Annotated in this window: 19 protein-coding genes; 6 read left to right on the top strand and 13 right to left on the bottom strand. The window is 45.4% G+C overall.

What is annotated here, in order from left to right; all coding sequences use genetic code 11:
* Positions 1-42 precede the first annotated feature (42 nt).
* The 4 genes from ASG33_RS14060 to ASG33_RS14075 all read right to left on the bottom strand — a co-directional run bounded on the left by ASG33_RS14060 (position 43) and on the right by ASG33_RS14075 (position 3,664).
* Positions 43-342, bottom strand: a complete 300-nt coding sequence (locus ASG33_RS14060) for a rhodanese-like domain-containing protein (protein WP_056286066.1) — start codon at positions 340-342, stop codon at positions 43-45.
* Positions 343-366: 24 nt separating this feature from the next.
* A complete protein-coding gene (locus tag ASG33_RS14065) occupies positions 367-2,229 on the bottom strand; it encodes a T9SS type A sorting domain-containing protein (protein ID WP_082489213.1) in 1,863 nt (620 codons plus the stop codon).
* Positions 2,204-3,001: a PASTA domain-containing protein gene (locus tag ASG33_RS14070; protein WP_056286069.1), complete on the bottom strand. Its 798-nt coding sequence runs from the start codon at positions 2,999-3,001 to the stop codon at positions 2,204-2,206. The genes ASG33_RS14065 and ASG33_RS14070 overlap by 26 nt, the downstream gene beginning before the upstream one ends.
* Before the next feature lie 69 nt (positions 3,002-3,070).
* Positions 3,071-3,664, bottom strand: a complete 594-nt coding sequence (locus ASG33_RS14075) for a riboflavin synthase (RefSeq protein ID WP_056286073.1) — start codon at positions 3,662-3,664, stop codon at positions 3,071-3,073.
* 183 nt (positions 3,665-3,847) lie between these two features.
* Here ASG33_RS14075 and hisB point away from each other — a divergent pair, with 183 nt between their 5' ends.
* The 4 genes from hisB to ASG33_RS14095 all read left to right on the top strand — a co-directional run bounded on the left by hisB (position 3,848) and on the right by ASG33_RS14095 (position 7,969).
* Entirely contained in the window at positions 3,848-4,972 is a 1,125-nt protein-coding gene (gene hisB, locus ASG33_RS14080; protein ID WP_056286075.1) for a bifunctional histidinol-phosphatase/imidazoleglycerol-phosphate dehydratase HisB, read from the top strand.
* Between the two features lie 331 nt (positions 4,973-5,303).
* Positions 5,304-5,600 carry a hypothetical protein gene (locus tag ASG33_RS14085; RefSeq protein WP_056286079.1) on the top strand — a complete coding sequence of 99 codons (297 nt, stop codon included), beginning with the start codon at positions 5,304-5,306 and terminating at the stop codon, positions 5,598-5,600.
* Positions 5,601-5,698: 98 nt separating this feature from the next.
* Positions 5,699-6,346: a carbonate dehydratase gene (gene can / locus ASG33_RS14090; protein WP_056286082.1), complete on the top strand. Its 648-nt coding sequence runs from the start codon at positions 5,699-5,701 to the stop codon at positions 6,344-6,346.
* Between the two features lie 45 nt (positions 6,347-6,391).
* Positions 6,392-7,969, top strand: coding sequence for a SulP family inorganic anion transporter (locus ASG33_RS14095; protein WP_056286085.1), 1,578 nt, complete (start codon positions 6,392-6,394; stop codon positions 7,967-7,969).
* An 85-nt stretch (positions 7,970-8,054) separates the two neighbouring features.
* Here the strand turns inward: ASG33_RS14095 and ASG33_RS14100 are convergent, their stop codons facing one another.
* The 8 genes from ASG33_RS14100 to ASG33_RS14135 form a co-directional block, all read right to left on the bottom strand.
* Positions 8,055-8,516 (bottom strand): hypothetical protein, encoded by a 462-nt coding sequence (locus ASG33_RS14100; protein ID WP_056286089.1) that lies wholly within the window; start codon positions 8,514-8,516, stop codon positions 8,055-8,057.
* Positions 8,517-8,537: 21 nt separating this feature from the next.
* The gene (locus ASG33_RS14105) at positions 8,538-8,978 is read right to left on the bottom strand and encodes a hypothetical protein (RefSeq protein ID WP_056286091.1); all 441 of its coding nucleotides are present in this window, start codon (positions 8,976-8,978) and stop codon (positions 8,538-8,540) included.
* Positions 8,979-9,033: 55 nt separating this feature from the next.
* Positions 9,034-9,576: an RNA polymerase sigma factor gene (locus ASG33_RS14110; RefSeq protein ID WP_056286094.1), complete on the bottom strand. Its 543-nt coding sequence runs from the start codon at positions 9,574-9,576 to the stop codon at positions 9,034-9,036.
* A gap of 197 nt (positions 9,577-9,773) precedes the next feature.
* Complete coding sequence (locus ASG33_RS14115; RefSeq protein WP_056286097.1) at positions 9,774-10,733, bottom strand: transketolase family protein; 960 nt, start codon at positions 10,731-10,733, stop codon at positions 9,774-9,776.
* 59 nt (positions 10,734-10,792) lie between these two features.
* On the bottom strand, positions 10,793-11,650 hold the full coding sequence (locus ASG33_RS14120) for a transketolase (protein WP_056286102.1): 858 nt from the start codon (positions 11,648-11,650) through the stop codon (positions 10,793-10,795).
* A 104-nt stretch (positions 11,651-11,754) separates the two neighbouring features.
* Complete coding sequence (gene bcp, locus ASG33_RS14125; RefSeq protein ID WP_056286105.1) at positions 11,755-12,213, bottom strand: thioredoxin-dependent thiol peroxidase; 459 nt, start codon at positions 12,211-12,213, stop codon at positions 11,755-11,757.
* Positions 12,214-12,216: 3 nt separating this feature from the next.
* Positions 12,217-14,175 (bottom strand): M23 family metallopeptidase, encoded by a 1,959-nt coding sequence (locus ASG33_RS14130; RefSeq protein ID WP_056286107.1) that lies wholly within the window; start codon positions 14,173-14,175, stop codon positions 12,217-12,219.
* 50 nt (positions 14,176-14,225) lie between these two features.
* Positions 14,226-14,837, bottom strand: coding sequence for a fumarylacetoacetate hydrolase family protein (locus tag ASG33_RS14135; protein ID WP_056286109.1), 612 nt, complete (start codon positions 14,835-14,837; stop codon positions 14,226-14,228).
* 208 nt (positions 14,838-15,045) lie between these two features.
* On the opposite strand from ASG33_RS14135, the gene ASG33_RS14140 reads away from it, so the two are divergent.
* Entirely contained in the window at positions 15,046-15,675 is a 630-nt protein-coding gene (locus ASG33_RS14140; protein WP_056286113.1) for a C40 family peptidase, read from the top strand.
* A gap of 2 nt (positions 15,676-15,677) precedes the next feature.
* On the opposite strand, the gene ASG33_RS14145 is transcribed toward ASG33_RS14140, so the two are convergent.
* Entirely contained in the window at positions 15,678-16,337 is a 660-nt protein-coding gene (locus ASG33_RS14145) for an HAD family phosphatase (protein WP_056286117.1), read from the bottom strand.
* Positions 16,338-16,579: 242 nt separating this feature from the next.
* On the opposite strand from ASG33_RS14145, the gene ASG33_RS14150 reads away from it, so the two are divergent.
* A complete protein-coding gene (locus ASG33_RS14150; RefSeq protein WP_056286120.1) occupies positions 16,580-17,041 on the top strand; it encodes a sigma-70 family RNA polymerase sigma factor in 462 nt (153 codons plus the stop codon).
* Positions 17,042-17,044: the final 3 nt, after the last annotated feature.

The raw sequence follows: 17,044 nt of genomic DNA on the forward strand, positions 1-17,044 counted from the left end.
TTTACAGGTTTGTAAATCGCCATTTCCTTCTTTTGACCTTAATCAATCTTCAAGCTCACGGTAGGCGAGAATGCCGCCTGTTACATTTCTTACATTCGTGTAACCCTGTGATTCAAGAAATTTGGCAGCCTTGCCACTTCTCGCGCCTGAACGGCAATGAATAATGATTTCTTCGTTCTTCAATGGTTCAAGCTCGTCAAGATGATCCGGAAGCTCGCCGAGGGGAATCAATTTAGCGCCCAGATTATCTTCTTCATACTCATGTTCTTCACGTACATCGTAGAAATGAAGGTCCTCACCATCATCCAGTCTCTTTTTAAGTTCTTCAACAGTTATATCCATTTCGATAATTTGTTTACTGATTAGCTATTTCAATATTAACATTTTTTGTACAAATGATCGTTTCCCGTCCGAAGCTTTCAGAATATAAATCCCGTCCTTTAATCCCCTCAACTCCTGCGATTGCTGATCACGTTTCGGCAAAATTGTATCTAATAACTTGCCATCATTTGAATAAATGTAGATCTGGTTTAAATTTTTAGCCTTCCAGCTGATAGTACCATTACTTGGGTTTGGATAGAACCAGTTTTCAGTCGCAACTTCTTCCCTGCCAGTCACTACTCCAAGCACTTTTGCACCGAGATACGGACGAATCATTATACTTCCGTTTAAAGATTGCTCCTTCGCCCATTCGGTTCCCAGGTTATAGAAAACATGATCCTTACCCAACGTGGAATTTCTGTCAAAACCTACGGTCAACGGTTGCTCGTTGATCTGCTGCCAGCCAACGTAAAAGGTATCAGGTACTGCAACAGGCGTGCTCAACCGGTAGTCAGCAAATCCGTTCCGGTCCGATGCGTAGGAAGCAGCGGCTGATCTTTGTGCCAGAACCCGGTCCGGTTTTCCATTTTTACTGCTTAAAAACTGTATCGTAAAGTTCTGTCCTGCCACATCCCTGTTGAATGGAACAATCGCCATTCTGACTCCACCGATCGTATCGGGTTTGGCCAAAATGTAGCGCACAGCTACACGGCCCAATCGCTGATTTACCTGAATCCCGTACTCCGCACTTCCATCGTCAAATGCATAATAGTCTGTCAGAGAAATGCGTGAGGTTATCGTGTCGTTATTTTTCAGATTGACATTCGGGATCGTGTCCGTAGTTGTGATGAAAAACTTCGCTAACAAATGAATGGAGTCACCGGGGGCACTAATAGCCGCAGGCGCAGGCTTTACACTCAGTGTCTTTGACTTCAATGATTCTACAAAAATCGACCTTTGCACATTCCGCTGAAATTCCTTTCCTGATTTTACGTCAGTTAAGGTAAATGTGCTGGTGAGGACATTGAAATTATTGAAATGATTTACAATGTCTGTCTTGATAGAGTCGGACAATGCGCCGGCTGGATTAACAAGATACTGGCGCAGCGGCATAGCAGTGTACCTTTTCAAAAGTGGCGAGATCGCCTTGCGGGTAGCTACATCAAAGATGTACGGCTGCTTTCGGGACCTTTTTGCATCCAGATGCACATAGTCCAGGTGCCAGGTGTCGTACGCGCCTGAATTGCGGCCAAAACTCCGAAAACGAAATTGAAAAACAGCGTGCAAATATGCTGCGTTTGTGATCGCAACAAACTGCTGTTTGAATGTAGTATCTGCTTCAAATCCGTTCTGCTGCCAGACAGTTACCCATTGATTATTTCGGTTAAAATACTCCAGGCTCAGGAAATCGCTGGAATCAGGTAGTTCGCCGAAGCCTTTTGCAGACCAGTAAAAGCTCAGATAAACCGAGTCGGCAGCAGTTTTACCAGCAAGATTGATGGCTTGTGAAGTCAGCGTATCCGTGAAGCCCTGGCCCAGCTGATTGTTCAGGTTGTAAGGTATCCCAGCCGCATTAAGTCCATCAAATGTGGCCAGATTGCGTGAAGGATGCGAAGTAGATAGCGAATTGTTGATGTAAACCCCGCTTCCCGGAAGCCAGTACTTTATGTCCGGAGAGGCAGTGCGGGCTGTTGAAAAATCATCGAAGAAAGGCAAAGTTACTGCCTCAGTTCTCAGGTTATTTTCTTCACTACCTCTTCTGATATCTGTATTATTTGACGGATCAATCGGCACAATCCTTAGCTGTGCATAGAGAGATTGGCACTGTACCAGCAGCAGTATCCAAAAAAGGACGGCAACTTTCTTTTGAATTTTAAACAGGCTATTGCTCAGGCTGGTTTGTTTCATTCTCAGTTGGTTCCAAAGACTGCGGCGTTACCCAAAGATCAATTACATCCCCTATTCTCACATTATTGCCTGCATCAGGGTTTTGTCTTACAACCGATCCCGGCGCCTGACCTTCTTCGGCCTGAACCTCCATTTGCTGACCTACTTTCAACCCTGAACCAATAATCGCAATCTTCGCTTCATCGAGCGGCATTCCGATCACAGAAGGAGCTTCAAATTGTGCCGTACCCAAACCTTCTCCCAATTCAAGATCGATTTTCGAACCTTTGGTAATTGGCTGGCCGGGCAGAATTTCTTTGCCATTATACATTTGCCGCAAAACCGCATTCTGCGCCATATCTGGTACGTAGGAGATATTTCCTTCTTCCAGCCCAACGCTTTTCAGCAGCAGCTGAGCACTCCTGTGCGTCATATCCGTCAGCTTCGGCATTTTGATCAGCGGGGCTGTGTTAGAAACTACCGTCACATATATCTTCCTGCCTTCTTTCACTTTCGCTCCCGGAGGCGGGTACTGGGCAATAATGGTCAGCGGAGCGATATTGGCAACAAATGTGCAATCCACTTCATAACGCAGGTCGCGGGTATCCAGAAACTCTTCTAGATCCGCCACGCTTTTCTTTTTCAGATCAGGAACGGTGACTGCTTCGCCGTGATTGGTTGTAAAAGGAAGGTATACAAAGAAAAAACCGAGAAAAATTACCAGAAGCAGCGAGACAATTATTCCTATATGTATGAAGAGGTCCTTTTTGGACTGCGTACTTATCTTGGCCATGAATGTATCTGATGCACGAAATATGATATACGGGTAAAAATAAACGTAATAATGTTAGAAGCCAATATCCTAAACTGTATAAGCGCCAAGAATTCTTTTAATGTATTTACCTAAAATATCAAATTCCAGGTTAACAGAATCGCCTGGCTTCAATGAGTGAAAATTCGTAAAGGAATAAGTGTAAGGTATAATCGCCACTCTGAATGCATTCTTCTCCGAATTGAATACCGTGAGACTCACGCCATTGATGCAAATGGAGCCCTTTTCAACTGTAATATTGCCAGTTGCGCTATCGTACTCAAAGTCGAAGAGCCAGCTGCCATCTCTTTCTTCCACATTCGTGCAAATGCCTGTCTGATCTACATGCCCTTGTACAATGTGTCCGTCAAAACGACCATTGGCGGGCATACATCTTTCCAGGTTGACCTTGCTGCCTGGCACCAGCTCTCCCAAATTTGTTTTTGAAAGGGTTTCTTCAATCGCGGTTACCTGATAGTTTTCACCATCCACTGCCACAACCGTCAGACAAACCCCGTTGTGACTGATACTCTGATCGATTTTAAATTCTGTTGCAATGGAAGAAGCCAATGTAAATGTCTTGTTAGTACCCTCCTGCTCTATCTTTACTACGTCGGCCAGTGCTTCAACAATTCCTGTAAACATCCTATTCAAGTCAAGTTTGAAAGCCAAAGTTAAGATTTCTCGCGCACTGTTATTCTTAATAAATGCGTTAAACTCGCCTACATTCGCTCTGATAGCTTTTCAATTTCCCATTCTTTGCGAACTTTGCAGGAAATCACAGCCGGGCAGTTCGGATATAACCGCTATCTTCTTACTATTTGACGAATGAAAAAAGTACTATTTATTGACCGGGACGGGACGATTATCGTAGAACCAAAAACTGACTTTCAGGTTGACTCGCTTGAAAAACTGGAATTCTTACCCAAAACGATCTCAAATCTTAGGAAAATAGCCGAAGAAACTGACTACGAACTGGTGATGGTAACCAATCAGGATGGTCTGGGGACTGACTCGTTTCCCGAGCCTACTTTCTGGCCCGCTCACAACAAAATGCTTCAAACACTGGCAGGTGAAAATATCAACTTCGCTGCTATACACGTGGACAGAAGCTTCCCCGAGGATAACCTGCCCACGCGCAAGCCCGGCACTGCCATGCTGACGTCCTACCTAACGGAAGAATACGATCTTGCGAACAGCTACGTAATCGGTGACAGGCTGACCGACGTTCAACTGGCCGTAAATCTGGGCGCAAAAGCAATTCTGTTTGCTGAATCTTTCCCGGATAACAGTATCTCGGACCAGATTAAATCCGCAACTGCATTGATCACAACGAACTGGGATACGATTTATGAACATTTGAAATTACCTTCCCGGATTGCGTCCGTGGAGCGAAATACAAAAGAAACACAGATCAAAATAGAGCTGAACCTCGACGGCAGTGGCCGGTCCGATATTCACACGGGCCTGGGCTTCTTCGATCACATGCTTGACCAGCTTGCCCGGCATTCAGGTGCCGATCTTTCTATCCGCGTTGCCGGTGATCTGCACATAGATGAGCACCACACGATTGAAGACACTGCACTTGCATTGGGCGAAGCTTACCGCCAGGCGATCGGCGACAAAAGGGGTATCAACAGGTATGGGTTCCTGCTTCCAATGGACGAAGCGCTTGCGCAAGTAGCCATTGATTTCTCAGGCCGGCCGTGGATTGTGTGGGATGCGGAGTTCAAGCGCGAGAAAATTGGTGAAATGCCTACGGAAATGTTCTTTCACTTTTTCAAATCATTCTCGGACACGTCTTTGTCTAACCTGAATATCAAAGTCGCAGGCGATAACGAGCACCACAAGATTGAGTCTGTTTTTAAAGCCTTTGCCAAGGCGATCAAAATGGCTGTGCGTCGCGATATGAAGGCTTTGGATTTTATGCCGTCAACAAAAGGGGTACTTTAAATTTTGTTGAAATAGATTCCATTTGCATTTTTTACCTATTTTTGTCCAAGTCAAAAAAGTCTATTTAATTGATTAATTATGGGAATGACAATAATAATGATCGTTTTCTATATTGTTCTACTGGGTTCCGCATTTCTCGTGGGGCGCTGGCTTGAGAACAATGAAAAGAATTGGAAAACCAATAAGTAACAGGGCTTCATTGCCCTTTTTTTGTCTCCGCTGATATTGCAGTAGTAACATATTTTGTACACCGTCTGCAATAAATTACCTGGGAAAGAACGTTTTAGCCCAACCAGGCGTTACCAACTCGCTTCCTCAAATCTGAAATACATTGCTCAGAACACTTTGTCTCATACTGCTTACGACCTTTCTCATCTGTAAAGCCACAGATGTAGCAAGTATTTTGCTTGCCAAAAGCAAAATGTCTGTGGTTTGCGATACCGGTACCTGTGATAATGAAAAAACGGAAGCCGAAAAAATGACCGACGATCAGCTCTTCACTGATCATGCAGTTCAATTCGACCATTTCTCCCTGTCCATTCCACCGAAAAACTCCTTCCTGTACGCTATCAGTTTTCGGAATGACATTGTTTATAATCTGCTCTCCCCACCTCCGGAGCTGATTTGATTTCCCCCGATTTAGTAAATATTCCAGCATTCTATGGATAATTGTTGTCCATTCGAAGCTAGGACTATATCCTTTTATTTTTATACTAATCAGAGATCATGGTCAAGTCATATCAGCAGCTTTTTGAAAACAATAAGAAGTGGGTTAACGATACTACCCAAGAAAATCCAGACTTTTTTAACAACCTGGCGAAAGGCCAAAGTCCTAAGTTTTTGTGGATCGGTTGCTCCGATAGCCGCGTTCCGGCAAATGCCCTGACAGGCACCCAGCCAGGGGATATCTTCGTACACCGCAACATCGCCAACATGGTGATCCACACCGACATGAGTATGCTGAGCGTGCTCGATTACTCGGTGAATGTGCTTGGTGTAATCCACATTATTGTTTGCGGACATTATGGTTGCGGTGGTGTACTTACGGCAATGGGCAACAAGCAGGTGGGATTGATCGACAACTGGTTACGTCACATCAAAGACGTTTACAGGCTGCACCAGAAAGAGCTCAACGCTATTTCTGATCTTCAACTGCGCAGCAACAGACTTGTTGAACTCAATGTGATCGAACAGGTACGTGGTCTTGCCAAAACCAGCATTGTACAAAATGCCTGGTCAAACGGGAAAGCGCTCCAAGTTCATGGAGTTGTTTACGACATCAGCTCAGGTATCCTGCAAGACCTTGATGTGACAGCAGGCAACACCAACGATTTTGAGGATGTATACCGGCTGGAAAGTCTTCAACTCGTTTAGGCTAACTACAAAAATAAAAACTAACAATCCTTTCGAATCAGTCGTATGTCTTTGAAAAATAAGAGTTTGTTCTCCAACCTCAAATACGATTTCCCCTCCGGGCTCGTCGTGTACCTGGTGGCACTACCACTTTGCCTCGGCGTGGCACTCGCCTCTACCGGCAGGTCCGACCTGCTTTTCTCAGGGATTATTGCCGGAATGATAGGCGGGATTGTAGTAGGCGCGCTCAGCGGATCTTCGTTAGGTGTTGCAGGCCCGGCTGCCGGACTTGTTGTGATCGTTTTAAATGCGCTTGAAACGTTGGGCAGCTTTGAAGCCTTCCTCCTGGCGGTAGTCATAGCAGGTGCTTTGCAGGTTATTGCCGGTCTGCTAAAGGCGGGAATCATCGGGTACTATTTCCCTTCATCGGTGATCAAGGGAATGCTCGCTGCTATTGGTATCACCCTGATCCTCAAAGAAATCCCTCATGCTTTCGGGTACGATGCAGATTTCATGGGCGATGAGGCATTCAATCAGAAAGACGGGCAGAATACGTTTACTGAAATCTGGAACTCCGTAAGGTACAGCAGTACCGGCGCAATCATCATTTCTGCGGTCTCGCTCGGATTACTGATCCTGTTCGACAAGCCTTTCATGAAACGGATCCAGTTTTTCCGCTTTGTGCCGGGCGCATTGTTTGTTGTGTTGATAGGGGTTGCATTAAATCTGGTTTATGCCGCATTAATGCCTGCATGGACGCTTTCAGGCGAACACATGGTGCAGCTGCCTGTTGCAACAAATGCCCGCGAGTTCTTCGGGTTCTTCAAAACACCTGATTTCTCTGCCTTTCAAAGAGTAGAAGTATATACCATAGGGTTGACCCTGGCGATTGTAGCGAGCCTTGAAACACTCCTTTCTGTTGAAGCAACCGACAAGCTTGATCCCTTCAAGCGCAGCACTCCTACCAACCGCGAGCTGATTGCGCAGGGTATCGGGAACATGACGTCGGGTTTGATCGGAGGGTTACCTGTAACACAGGTTATCGTGCGCAGTTCTGCCAATATCGACTCAGGTGGCCGTACCCGGATGAGTACCATTATACACGGTACAATTCTTCTGCTATCGGCCGTATTGATCCCGAAATTCCTGAATTACATTCCGCTGGCATCTCTTGCAGCTATTCTGTTAATGGTAGGGTACAAGCTCTCTAAATTCTCGCTTTATCAGGGAATGTACCGATTGGGTAAAGAGCAGTTTATCCCGTTTATAGTTACCATTATCGCTATTCTCAGTACAGATTTGCTCAAAGGCATCGCTGTGGGAATGGTAGTCGCGATCTACTTTATTCTGAGAAAGAATTACCAGCACTCCTACCACTATGTTAAAGAGCAGCACCGTGAAGGTGAGGTGATTACATTGATATTGTCGGAAGAAGTGACTTTCCTGAACAAAGGAAGTATCAGTGCGACACTGGAAAACCTGCCAGACGGAGCTACGGTGGTCATAGATGGTAGCAAGTCGCTTAACATCGACTATGATGTCCTCGAAATTATCCAGGACTTCAAAAAGCATTCTGCCCCCTTGCGAAACATTACCGTGGAAACAAGAGGTATCAATGACGTCCAGACTGTTGGAGGCCATTAAAACCAGAATGCGGTTATAAGAAAATCCCACAACCGGTTCACGGTTGTGGGATTCTTTTTGTAATAGTTCGAATGTATCAGGTACGCTAATTACGTTGTTTCAGGCGCTGGATCAACATATCGTTGAATGTGCGTTCCGCTTTATACAATTCAATAACCTGGGCTGCTGTAATGGTTTTCAGAAACTTGCTCTGGTATTCTTTTTCAAGGTCCAGTTCTTTCTGCCGCAAATCCTGCACTTCTTTCAGATTGTTCAGGACCTGGTCATCGGTTTTTCCTTCGGCCTTCTTGTCGTTAATAATCTTCCGTTGAGAGCGGTGGATTTCACGGCGCTTCTGCGAATATTCATTATAAACAGGCCAAAAACCAGCCGACTGTTCCGGTGTCAGGTTCAGGCGATTTGTTATAATCGCCACTTTTGCGTCCTGTATCCTCTTGATTTCTTCTTCTGACCGATGCTGCGCATTCGCATTGGAAGCTGCGGCCACAATCATAACAAGGCCGCAAAGGATGTTCAGATATCTCCGGGTAATAAGCTTAACCTTCATTTTTTCTTGATGCTGTTAGGGTCAGATGGTTTCTTGTGCAGTAACCGATTCCTGGATTTGCTGACGGATCACATCGTCGTCAAGTCCATCCAGATAATACAAAACTGTTGAGTCCGTATCAAAAGCTTTTTGAACTACTTTATGTTCACTCAGATCATAGTAGCTGATATTTTCTTCTTCCAGGTAATTGATAATGGAAGCATTGCTCACATCGCTCAAAGGTTCCTGGCCGAGAGATCCCTGCCGCTCGGGAACAGTTACCCAAACCAGAACAAGGATGATCGCCATTGCCGAGACCAGGCCGGTCACCCGCTGCCAGTTCCAACTGATAACAGGTTTTCGCACCGGCTCAGCAGGTATCCTGGATTGAATTTGTTGAGGCAACTTATCGAAATAGTCCTCGGGCACCGAAAATGGAACCTCCTTCCGGATATCTTCCAATCGTATACGTCCCTTATCCATAGTTATTAATAATTTTTACTTATTCGGAAGTTTGACTCTTTGCGCCGCAAATAGTTTAATCATTGTCATTTAAATAATCCTCAATTTTTTTTGACGCCCAGTGATAAGAAGCTTTCAATGCGCCGACTGATGTCCCGGTTATCTCTGAAATCTCCTCATACGGCAGTTCTTCAAAGTATTTAAGGTTAAAAACAAGCCGCTGCTTTTCTGGCAATTTCAGTATCGCCTTTTGCAATTTTAGCTGAATCGCATCGCCGCTGACTTCCGGATCGGCTTCCAGCTTTTCCGCCAGTTCATTTTCAACATCATAAATCGGCACGAAGTACTTTCTTCTTTTTTTGTTCAAAAAGTTGATCGCCTCGTTACTCGCAATGCGGTACAGCCACGTGTATAGCTTGGCATCACCCCGGAAATTTTCAAGCGCAGTCCAGGCTTTAATGAACACATCCTGAGTAACGTCGTTGGCATCATCGTGGTCAATAACCATTTTGCGAACCAGCCAATATACTTTTTGCTGGTACTTCCGTACAAGCTGATTAAACGCATTTCGACGCGTTTCCGGATTTGCAAAAAGGGATAATAATTCTTCGTCAGACATTTAAAAGGTTCTAACCTGAAAGTTCATTCGCCAGCGCAGCGTGGGTAGCATTGCCGCTCAAATGCGAATGAACGTAAGTCAATAATAGTTTATTTTTCCATTTCATCAAACAAAAATTGAGCCTGGCGGGAGCGAAAGACGTGTTTCACTTCCCACCGGGCTCTATTTACAACTTCTGATTTTATAATGTAAATGCGTTATGCCTGCTTTCTGGCAATTGCACGCTTGGCAGCTTCCACAATGTGTTTGGCTGTTAATCCGTATTTTTCCAAAAGCTGCGTTGGTGTTCCGCTTTCGCCGAAGCTATCGTCCACAGCTACATATTCCTGCGGAGCCAGCTTGTTTTTCACCAGAACCTGCGCAACGCTGTCACCAAGTCCGCCAATGCGGTTGTGCTCTTCGGCTGTAACCACGCAACCTGTTTTTTCCACAGATTTCAGTACAGCTTCTTCGTCAAGCGGCTTAATGGTGTGAATGTTGATAATTTCAGCATTGATACCTTCTGCTTCCAGCAACTCGCCAGCCTGGATCGCTTCCCAAACCATGTGGCCGGTCGCAAAAATGCTGACATCCGTTCCTTCGTTCACCATCCACGCTTTGCCGATCTCAAACTTCTGGTCTGCATCCGTGAATACAGGGATAACCGGCCGGCCGAAACGCAGGTACACAGGACCGTCATATTCAGCGATTGCAATGGTAGCAGCTTTGGTCTGGTTATAGTCGCAAGGATTGATTACTGTCATTCCAGGCAGCATTTTCATCATTCCGATATCTTCCAGGATCTGGTGGGTAGCGCCATCTTCTCCCAATGTCAAGCCTGCGTGAGATGCGCAGATTTTCACATTTTTACCTGAATAGGCTACACTCTGGCGGATCTGATCATAAACGCGGCCTGTCGCAAAGTTGGCAAAAGTAGTTGCAAAAGGAATTTTACCGCCAATTGTCAGACCAGCCGAGATTCCGATCATATTTGCTTCCGAAATCCCGCATTGAACAAAACGCTCCGGATTTTCTTTAATAAAAGGCTCTAACTTCAAAGAACCCACCAAGTCAGCACAAAGTGCAACTACATTTGGATTTTGCTGACCCAAAACGTGCATTCCGGCACCAAAACCCGAGCGGGTATCTTTCTTTTCAGTGAAGGTGTATTTTTTCATGAGTTTGATATCTTCTTATAAATAATAGAATGGCTTAAAGGAATTTGGGTTATCCGGTATTAATAGTCTCCCAAACTCTCTTCCAACTGACCCAATGCTGCTGCCAGCTGCTCATCGTTTGGCGCAACGCCGTGCCATTTGTGGCTGCCCATCATAAAGTCAACACCAAAGCCCATTCCGGTGTGGAGCAGGACCATAATAGGTCTGCCGTGACCAAGGCGGCTTTTTGCCTCGTACAAACCTTTCAGCACCGCTGCCATATCATTTCCTTCTTCAATGGAAATCACTTCCCAGCCAAATGCTTCATATTTCTTACCAAGATCAAGGTTGTTCATAACCTTCACGGTAGGACCGTCGATCTGCTGTCCGTTCAAATCGATAAATGCGACCAGATTGTCAACCTGGTGGTGCGGCGCAAAAGTAGCTGCTTCCCAAACCTGGCCTTCCTGCTGCTCACCGTCTCCCATTAACACGTATACCAGGCCTTTGTCTCCATTGAGCTTTTTCGCCAATGCAGCACCGATTGCCACAGACATTCCCTGTCCAAGTGAACCAGAGGCAATGCGGATACCTTCCAAATGCTCGTGCGTGGTCGGGTGACCTTGTAATCTTGAATCCAGCTTGCGGAAAGTAGCCATTTCCTCAACCGGGAAATAGCCGCGACGGGCCAACGTGCTGTACCACACAGGAGAAATGTGGCCATTTGAGAGAAAAAACAGATCTTCATCCGTTCCATTCATATCAAAAACGGGCTTGCCGTCTGCCTCTTTCAGTTTCATCCGCTCGAAGTACAGCGCTACTAACAATTCGGTACAGCCGAGAGAACCGCCCGGGTGACCCGACTGGCAGCCATGCACCATGCGTACAATGTCCCTGCGAACTTGTGAAGCTACTTTTTCTAGTTGTTCAATTTCCATTTTTATCGATTTTCTATTGGACTATATTAAATCCGGCCGTCCTCGTGGTGAGTGACTTAGCCAGGCAAATGTCAGCTTAATCGGACTGGCAAAATGACTTATAATTATTCAGTTTTACCAAGAATTTGACCTGCGTGATTTTTGGCCTCTACCTTCTGAATTACCTCCTCGATCACACCTTCTTCATTAATGACGAAAGTAGTGCGGATTATACCCATATAAGTATGTCCAAAATTCGTTTTTTCACCCCAAACCTGATAAGCTTCCACCATCTTGTGATCGGTATCGGAAAGAAGTGAGAAAGGCAGGTTATGCTTTTTGATAAATTTCAAATGCGATTTCTGATCATCGACACTGACACCAAGCACACTATAACCTTTTTTGATCAACAAATCGTAGTTATCACGAAGGTTACAGGCCTGCGTTGTGCAGGTTGGTGTATCATCTTTAGGATAAAAGTAAAGAACCAGTTTTTTTCCCTTAAAATCCGAGAGTTTTACTTCGTTGCCATCCTGGTCTTTTGCTGAAAATGCGGGTGCGGGCTCTCCTGCCTCAATTGCCATAGTTTACTTTTTACGTTTATTTACCTTCTTACGGATAACAACCGGTTCGGTAATTTCTGTTCGCAAGATAGTACTATTTCCCGCCCTGTCCTTTACTTCCAGCACAAGCTCGCCTTCGAAAAGCTTGGTCTTGTCCAGTTTTTCAGACCATATATATGCTTTTTTATAATCGTAGTTCAAGAGCACCCATTCTCCGTTTACAAAAGCATTGAAGCTTTCAATACCCGAGGTAGGATCGCTGATAAAACCGGTGATACGTGTTTTACTATTTTCGGTCAGGCGTACTTTCGGGGGCATTGTATCTGCCATGATCACGAAAGTCCCCAGCTCCCTGGTATCAAATTCAATCTGATCATTGTTCCACGCTCCGCCCAGGAACCGGTAATCTCCATTAAGATACCTGTAAACCCTCGTTTTCTCTTTATTCTCAGGTACTTTCTCAGGCGTGAATGCAACTGAAATGTAATCGTTCAATGCAGTGCCGCGGTTGTTGATTGTCAAAGCATTGAAATTCTGCTGCCCGGTCAGGAAAAGGGTATCGAATAAGCTAGTGTTCTTGAAGTTCACACTCCACTTTTCCGCTTTATACGAAGAGGCTATCGCAGGAAAGATCTGACTTCTCAGGTAAGTTTTGACAGTAGTATTGGCCACTTTCACAGAATCCGGACGATATTCTCTTAAATCCGTTAGAAAAACGGCTGCATCATTTGCATATAGGTCCGGCTCCTTTTTTACTTCCTTACCATCAACAAAATAGGTTGCAAATGGAAGCGTGCTCCGGTAATACTTCGCTTTCACGACCAAAGTGTTTTCCTGCACGTCCGTTTGAACCCATTCGGGGCGCACCTCGGTGGTATCTACCCGCAACGGAGGATTCCGGGGCTCACCTTTGATGGTAAACAGCAGCTCGGAAGCATTTTCATGCGAATCTGAAATCCTGATACTCACCTCGTGGCTCAGCGTATCGGTAATGTTCAGCTTACCTTGAAATGCATTGGTTTTGTAGAGATTAAAAGTATTCCCGTCAGGAACATAACATTTCAAAAACCGCTGGCCTGTCGCCTGCTCGGTTTCGTAATCGATCAGGTTGTTGTAGTCCCTGGTGGAGGTACTGGGGAAAATTTCAATGTTGTAAGAAAAAACCTCCTGTCCGTCCATTCTGATCTCAATGCATTGCAGCCCATACCGGAAGCCCGTTCCCGTCATCTGATCATGTGCTACAAGATCAAAACCGATCATTCCTGTTGCACTTACGGGATCTTTCAGGCGATAAGATCCGTCAGCAAGCTTTACAGGCGCATATACCTTCCTGTCAAATTGCCCGTTCACTCTTCCATTGATATCGAGCGGACGAATGGCGAGGTTGACGAATTTGGGAGGGGTTACATCCCGGATTTCCTTAAACCCAAAGTACAGTGGATTGAGATAATTGTTTTTGGAATCGCGGATTTCAAAGTGCAAATGCGGCCCGGCCGATCCGCCAGTGTTTCCCGAGAGAGCGATTACTTCGCCCTTTTTAACAGCAAACCTACCTTCCTCAGGAGACAGCTCTATCTCAAAAGTCTGCTTTTTATATTGCTCTTCCCGGACATAGCTGGCCAGCGGCTCACTGAATTTTAACAAATGGCCGTAAACGGTTGTTTGTCCATTGGGATGCCTGAGATAGATCACATTGCCGTATCCGCTCCGCTGTATACCTACTTTATACACATAACCTTCTGCCGCGGCATAAACCGGTAATCCTTCGCGCTGCTCCGTGCGGATATCCAGACCGGCATGAAAGTGGTTGCTCCGGAGATCACCAAGTCCGCCTGCAAGCGAATTAGGAAGTCCCGGCCGGATTGGAAACTGGTAATAATCTTTCTGGTAGGACAGTTTTTGGGCAAATCCAGCCCCGCCAAAAAAGGCAAAACCCAAAGCAAAAAAGCTGATGCGGACGATTGTCCGGAAACAATAATGCATGAAAGAAGGTGATTGCGGCGCAGCTGGCCGATAAACTTGAAGAATACGGTTTACTTAACGAATAGTTCAAGCATCTTCTTGCCCTCGATGAATGCAGTCAGCTTATCCCCGATCTGCACGGCGGACACACCTTTGGGGGTACCTGTAAAAATCAGGTCGCCTTTTTTCAATGTAAAATAGCGGGAAACGAACGAAATCAGGTAGTTGATCCGGTAAAGCATCATCGACGAATTGCCCTGCTGCTTTATTTCTCCATTGATATCAAGACTAAAATTGATATTCTGGATATCCTCAAAATCGGACACAGGCACGAATTCCGAAACCGGCGCTGATCCATTGAATGCCTTTGCCAGCTCCCAGGGCAGTCCCTTGCTTTTCAATTCTGATTGTAAGTCCCTCGCCGTAAAATCAATACCCACACCAATTTCATCATAATACTTATGTGCAAACCGCTCTTCTATATTTTTGCCAACGCGGTTGATCTTGACCACCAGCTCCACTTCGTGGTGGACATCTTTGGAAAATGAAGGGTAAAAAAAAGGCTCTCCCAGGCGCAGCTGAGCAGTTTCGGGTTTTAGAAAAATTACAGGAGCATCTGGTTTTGCATTGTTCAGCTCCGCGATATGATCTGCATAATTCCGCCCCACACAAATTATTTTCATTCGAGGTAAATCTGGTTTGAATGTGTATTTCTGTCAATAACAAAACTACTTACAAAGCAGCCAGTGACATAACATTTGCCACAATTTTTCGCTTGGGAAACAGTTGTTACATATAGATGTTCCCCGCCGGCAAGTGCGGCTTTGGCTGCTCAAAAGAATATTTTCTTGCTATTTTTGGTTAAACATTGTTTCCATTCAAAGCTTACGCATGAAGAAGCAAATTACGCTGTCCATTCTCTTTTCCTTTTTATTCCTCAACCTCCTGACCTCCTGTGATACCCTCCGCAAAACACCTGAGAAACCGGGCTATGCTAAAACGAGCGGGAGAAGAACTTTAACCTCACGCAAACCCGCACCAAAAGCACCAGCAAGAAAGCCAGCGCCAAGAACCGCTGCGCGACCTGCTGCAAAACCGGCATATTCCACTCCGGGCAGCTTATCGGCCGCCGAAATTCCTCAGGTGGTACAGGTAGCCAGAACTTACACAGGTACACCCTACCGTTCGGGAGGAAATGACAAGAGCGGAATAGACTGTTCAGGCCTGATCTGTTCGGTGTATTCTGAGATTGGGATGAAAGTTCCCCGCATTTCCTGGCAGCAGTCGGAATTCGGGCAAGAGGTAAGTCAATTGAAAGACCTGAAAGCGGGCGACTGGCTGTTTTTTGTACCGGAAGCCGGAAAAGAAGGCTACGTATCCCACGCCGGCATTGTAACCGACGTGAGAAGTCCGCAGGAAATCATTTTCATTCACGCATCCACTTCACGCGGCGTGAGAGAAGACAATCTGTTTTCCAATTATTTTAAAGGCCGTTTCGTAAAAGCAATGCGGCCATTCTGATATCAGGCAAATAGCGCCTTCACTTTTGCAAAATACATTTCGTGGTAATCTGAAATATACAGATTGCAGGGTGGCAGCTCTTCGATAGTATGTGAGCTTAAAACCCCGACAACGCGCATTCCTGCGTTGATCGCCGCAGAAACCCCCGAGAACGAATCCTCGAAAACAACGCATTGCTCCGGGCGCACACCCAGGTTTTTGGCAGAAGCCAGGTATACTTCGGGATCAGGTTTATGCTTTGTCACATTCTCGCTTGCCAGTACAGAGCCCAGGTAATCCATAACCTGTACTTTGCCCAGAATCAAATCCAGGTTAGCCCGCGGTGCAGAAGTAGCGACGCCCAGTTTGACCTGATTGTTTTTCAAATCTTCAATAAATGAAACGAAGCCGCTGATCGGCTCTACAAAAGGCTCGTAAATTTTCCGGAACAAACTTTCCTTTTCATCTTCAAGCTGCAAAAGCTCTTCCCCTTCCACTACCCTTTCAAGAAAATGACTGAGAATGTAGCTGTTACTCTTACCATACATATGCGCAGCAAAGTCTGCATCGGTAGGACTGAGATTGCGCTTTGAAAAAAATTCACGAAAAGCTTTGGAATGGTACGGATTGGTGTGACATATTACACCATCCATATCGAAAATAACCGCAATTTGATCTGTCATACTACAAAGGTATACAACGAAAAGCCTATCAACCAAGCTGATCAGCCAATCTGAGGTAAGCATCCGTGAGCCGTAAATACCAGCCAGAACTTTTGACTTAAATTGGAGATATTGGTGTTATTCTATTACATTTACCTTAACTTGTTATCTTATTACAAGTAAAAGGCGCCTTCTTATTTCTTTCCAGCACGGCTTTTTTTACAGTCAGGATTGAATACTTTTCGTTTAATTAATTGTAGAGTATGAATGAATTAGAAAGGATAAGCAATGCAGCGGGGCCGCAACCTATTTTAAAGCCTGAAAGGAACCTGAGTTCGCTCGAAGTTTACGATCAGTTTGGTGCGATGGCTTACGGCATTGTCTTACAAATCATTCCACAACCGCATTTGGCGCAGGAAGTACTGGTAAGTGTATTTGCATCTCCCCTGCTTCAATCCTGCAACAGCTATCCGTTTTCCTACGCAGCCTGCATTATCAAGCTGGCTCGTGCAAAGGCAGTGGAAGCAAAGAAGAAATTGACGTCGCTGACGGCACTTGAAGAAGACAATGCCCCTTTTTCAGGCGCACCGACGCCACAGGTTATATTCGACCTGGCATTTCGCCGCGGGCTTACGCCGGATGAAGTGGCAGTTAAATTAAACATCACGAAATCGGAAGTGCTTCGCAGCTTCCACGATTTTTTCAAAACAAACGGCAACGCTTAGCGC

Source organism: Dyadobacter sp. Leaf189 (assembly GCF_001424405.1).
Classification (GTDB): domain Bacteria; phylum Bacteroidota; class Bacteroidia; order Cytophagales; family Spirosomataceae; genus Dyadobacter.